Raw genomic sequence first — 3,576 nt, 5'->3', positions numbered from 1 at the left:
GCCCCCGCGCACAGCGCGGCGCACGCGAGGGCCTGGCCCGCGGCCGGCCGCGCGCGCAGCGCGGCCGCGGCGAGCCCGCTCGCGGCGGGGAGGGCGATGGCGCCGAGGACGGGGACGAGCGTCATGGGCCGCGCTGGTGGAAGAGGAGGAGCGCCGAGAGGGCGAGGACGGTGAGGACCGTGTAGAGGAGCTGCAGGTTGAGCCGCGACTGCTGGAAGTGCCGCAGCCGCCCGAACCACTCGCCCACCGCGCGGAACGCCGGCTCGAACACGCGCGCGCGGGCGGGGTCGTCCGCCTCCTGGGCGTAGCGGACGCGGCGGGGGAAGAGGCCCTCCGGCCGCGCCGGGGTCTCGACGGGGCGGAGCGCGCGCGGCGCGATCGCCGCGAGCGCGAGCTCGGAGAGCGAGGCGGCTGTGTACTGCACGCGCGCGCTCTCGGCGGAGAAGCCGCAGCCCCAGGTCTGGGCGGCGCGCACGTCGCGCCGGGCGAGCATCCGCCGCGAGGCGAGGGCGAGCGCGACGCCACAGAGGAGGAGGAGCGCGAGCCCCGCGCGGAGCGGCCCGGCGAGCGCGGAGAGCGCGGGGGCGAGCCTCGCCGCGAGCTCCGCCGCGGGGACGCGGAGCACGATCGCGGCCGCCGGGGTGAGGAGCGCGACCGCCTGGCCGGGGAAGAGCGCCACGGCGGCGTTCGCTGCGGCGAGGGCGGCGAGGGGCGCGAGGAGCAGCGGGCCGCCCTCGTGGGCGGACGCCGCCTCGGGGCTGCGCGGGCTGCCGAGCAGCGCCGCCCCGACGAGCCGGGTGAACACGATGGCAGCGAGCGCGCCGACGAGCGCGAGCACGGCGAGGGACAGGTAGGCGAGCAGGGCGGTCCCGGCGGCAGAGCCCTGCCCGCCGTCGAGGAGGCCCAGGTAGAGCAGCCACTCGGAGACGAAGCCGTTGAGCGGCGGGAGCGCCGCGAGCGCGACGGCCGCGAACACGAGCAGCCCCGCGCTCACCGGGAGGCGCCGGAGGAGGCCGCCCATCCGCTCCACGTCGCGGGTGCCCGCGCCGTGCACCACCGCGCCGGCGCCCATGAAGGCGAGCCCCTTCATCAGGGCGTGGTTCCAGACGTGGAGGAGCGCGCCGGCGACCCCGAGCGCGGCGACCGCGGGGGCCCGGCCCGCCGCGCCGACGAGGCCCACGCCGAGGCCCAACGCGATGATCCCGACGTTCTCGACCGTGGAGTAGGCCAGGATGCGCTTCAGGTCGCGCTGCCCGAGGGCGAGGAGCAGCGCGGCGACCGCGCCGAGCAGCCCGACCGCGGCGAGCGCGAGGCCGTGGGAGACGGGCGCCGGAGGCAGGAAGGTGAGCACCCGCAGGATGCCGTAGACGCCCATCTTCACGAGGACGCCCGACATGAGCGCGGAGACGTGGCTCGGCGCCGCCGGGTGGGCCTCCGGCAGCCACACGTGGAGCGGGACGAGGCCGGCCTTGGTGCCGAAGCCCACGAGGGCGAAGACGAACAGCAGCGTCGCCGGGACCGCGGAGCCGGCGCGCAGGGCCTCGAACGCCTCGAACCTCAGCGACCCGGCGGCGTGACCGAGCGTGAGGAACAGCCCGAAGAGGAACGCGGCCCCGAGGTGGGACGCGACGAGGTACGTCCGCGTCGCCATCCGCACCGCCCCCGCCTCGTGCTCGAGGCCGACGAGCAGGAACGACGAGACGGTCATCGTCTCCCACGCGACGATGAACAGGAGCGCCTGGCGGGCGGCCACGAGCACCGCCATCGAGGCGAGGAGGACGTTGAAGAAGAACAGGAACGCGCCGAGCGAGCGCCGCGCGAGGTGGGCGCGCATGTAGCCCGCCCCGAACACGGCCGCGGCGAGGCCGAGCGCGAACACCGCGACGGCGAAGACCGCGGAGAGCGGATCGAGCCCGAGCGCGATCGCGCCGTTCGGCACCGCCCAGGCGAGCTCCCAGGCGGACGGAGGCGCGCGGAGCGCGGGGAAGGCGGCGAGGAGCCCCATCGCGGAGCCCGCGGCGGCGCTCGCGCTGCCGATGGCGAGCGCGGCGGTGGGGCGAGCGGAGGCGGCGAGCGCGGCGGCGCCACCCGCCACGAGGACGACGAGCGCGGCGAGGAAGAGGCTCACCGGGCGCTCCCGGCGCGCTGCGCGGCGATGGCCGCCTCGACCCGGGAGATCTCGGGGAGCAGCTCCTCGGCGCCGGCGCGCGCCTCGAGCCTCGCGAGCACCGCGGGGTCGTGCAGCGCGGCGGCGACGACGGCGAGCAGGTGCAGGTGCACGCGGGTGGACGGGGTCACGAGGGTCACGAGCGTGTGCACGGGCTTGCCGTCGATGGCCCCGAACTCGACGGGCGTGTCGAGGTAGCAGATCGCCACCTCCGGCCGCGCGATGCGGAGGACGATGGGGTTCCGGGCGTGCGGGATCGCGATGCCGTTGCCGAGGCCGGTCGAGCCGAGCGCCTCGCGGGCCAGGAGGACGCGGTGGAGCAGCTCCCGATCGGCGGGGCGCGGGAGCGGCAGCCGCTCGACGACCTCCCGCAGGATGGCCGGCTTGTCCGTGCCGGAGAGGCCGCGGTGGACCCCGCCGGCCCGGAGCGCGTCGGCGAGGCTCGGCAGCTCCGGCGCCTCCGTCTCGAGCTCCGCGAGCAGCTCGGCGGAGATGGCCAGGTTCCGCGCGGCGGCGAACTCCAGGAGGTCGATCCGGTTCAGCCGGTACTGGTCGTTCACGCGGGTGGAGGGGAGCTCGCCGCTCTTGAGCCAGCGGTGGAGCGTCGAGTCCGAGACGCCGAGGAGGCGGGAAGCGTCGCGCGTCGTGAGCTGCATCTTCTCTTGCCGTTCCTTCCTAGAGCTTGCCCGTCATGCCGAGGACGACGTCCACCGCCCGCGACAGGACGCCGGCGAGGAGCGGCAGGCGCAGCACCGCCACGCCCCGCTCGCCCCACGCGGCCGGCTCCTGCGCCTGGCGCGTGCGGATGGCGAGCACCGGCGTCCCCGGGCGGAGCGCGTCGAGCTGGGCGAGGACCGAGTCGATCGCGTGGGGCGGAATCTGCGGGCACGCGATGACGAGCGCGACCGCGAGCTCCCCGATGGCCACGTTCGCCGCTGCCGCGGTCGCGACGCGCAGCAGGCAGACGTCCTCCCGCTGCGAGAGGTCGGCGAACAGGTCGTCGCTCTCCGGCCCGGGACGGGCGAGCACGAGGACGGAGGGCGGCGCTCTCGAGGACACGCCCCCGACGAGAGCAGGAAGCGCGCCAGCCCCGATCTCCGCGAGATCCGCCCGGTTCCGGGCGGATCTCCGGGGCGGCCGCCCAGGGATCATGCCGTTTCGGCATCCTCCCCGTCTTTCGACCACGCGGCGAGCTTCGTGTAGAGCGTGCGCAGGCCGACGCCGAGCGCCCGCGCGGCGCGGGCGCGGGTCCGGAAATGGCGGAGGTTCGCGAGGACGATGCGGCGCTCGGCCTCGGCGAGCGTGCAGCCGATGGGGATCACGATGGTGCCGCCGATGGGGAGCGGCGCGCCACCCGGCGCTGCCCCGTCCGTCGAGGCTCCCGGCACGGCCGCGGCCGGCTCGGGGGC

The 3,576-nt window shown here is 76.7% G+C and carries 4 protein-coding genes; all 4 read right to left on the bottom strand.

Going from position 1 to position 3,576, the window contains the following annotated elements:
• Positions 1–121: 121 nt before the first annotated feature.
• Positions 122–2,128, bottom strand: a complete 2,007-nt coding sequence (locus tag MNZ39_RS23595) for a proton-conducting transporter membrane subunit (protein ID WP_242341527.1) — start codon at positions 2,126–2,128, stop codon at positions 122–124.
• Positions 2,125–2,823, bottom strand: a complete 699-nt coding sequence (locus MNZ39_RS23590) for a PTS sugar transporter subunit IIA (RefSeq protein ID WP_242341526.1) — start codon at positions 2,821–2,823, stop codon at positions 2,125–2,127. The genes MNZ39_RS23595 and MNZ39_RS23590 overlap by 4 nt, the downstream gene beginning before the upstream one ends.
• 19 nt (positions 2,824–2,842) lie before the next feature.
• Positions 2,843–3,226, bottom strand: a complete 384-nt coding sequence (locus MNZ39_RS23585; RefSeq protein ID WP_242341525.1) for a hypothetical protein — start codon at positions 3,224–3,226, stop codon at positions 2,843–2,845.
• An 89-nt stretch (positions 3,227–3,315) separates the two neighbouring features.
• A partial coding sequence (locus tag MNZ39_RS23580; protein ID WP_305037350.1) for a helix-turn-helix domain-containing protein occupies positions 3,316–3,576 on the bottom strand: 261 nt, incomplete at its 5' end.

The sequence above is a fragment of the Anaeromyxobacter sp. SG66 genome (assembly GCF_022690805.1).
Lineage (GTDB): Bacteria > Myxococcota > Myxococcia > Myxococcales > Anaeromyxobacteraceae > Anaeromyxobacter > Anaeromyxobacter soli.
This window is presented reverse-complemented; position numbering and strand designations above follow the sequence as displayed.

Coding starts and splice junctions, on each gene's coding strand:
- MNZ39_RS23590 (WP_242341526.1), bottom strand. CDS start 2,823: ATGCAGCTCACGACGCGCGACGCTTCCCGCCTCCTCGGCGTCTCGGAC.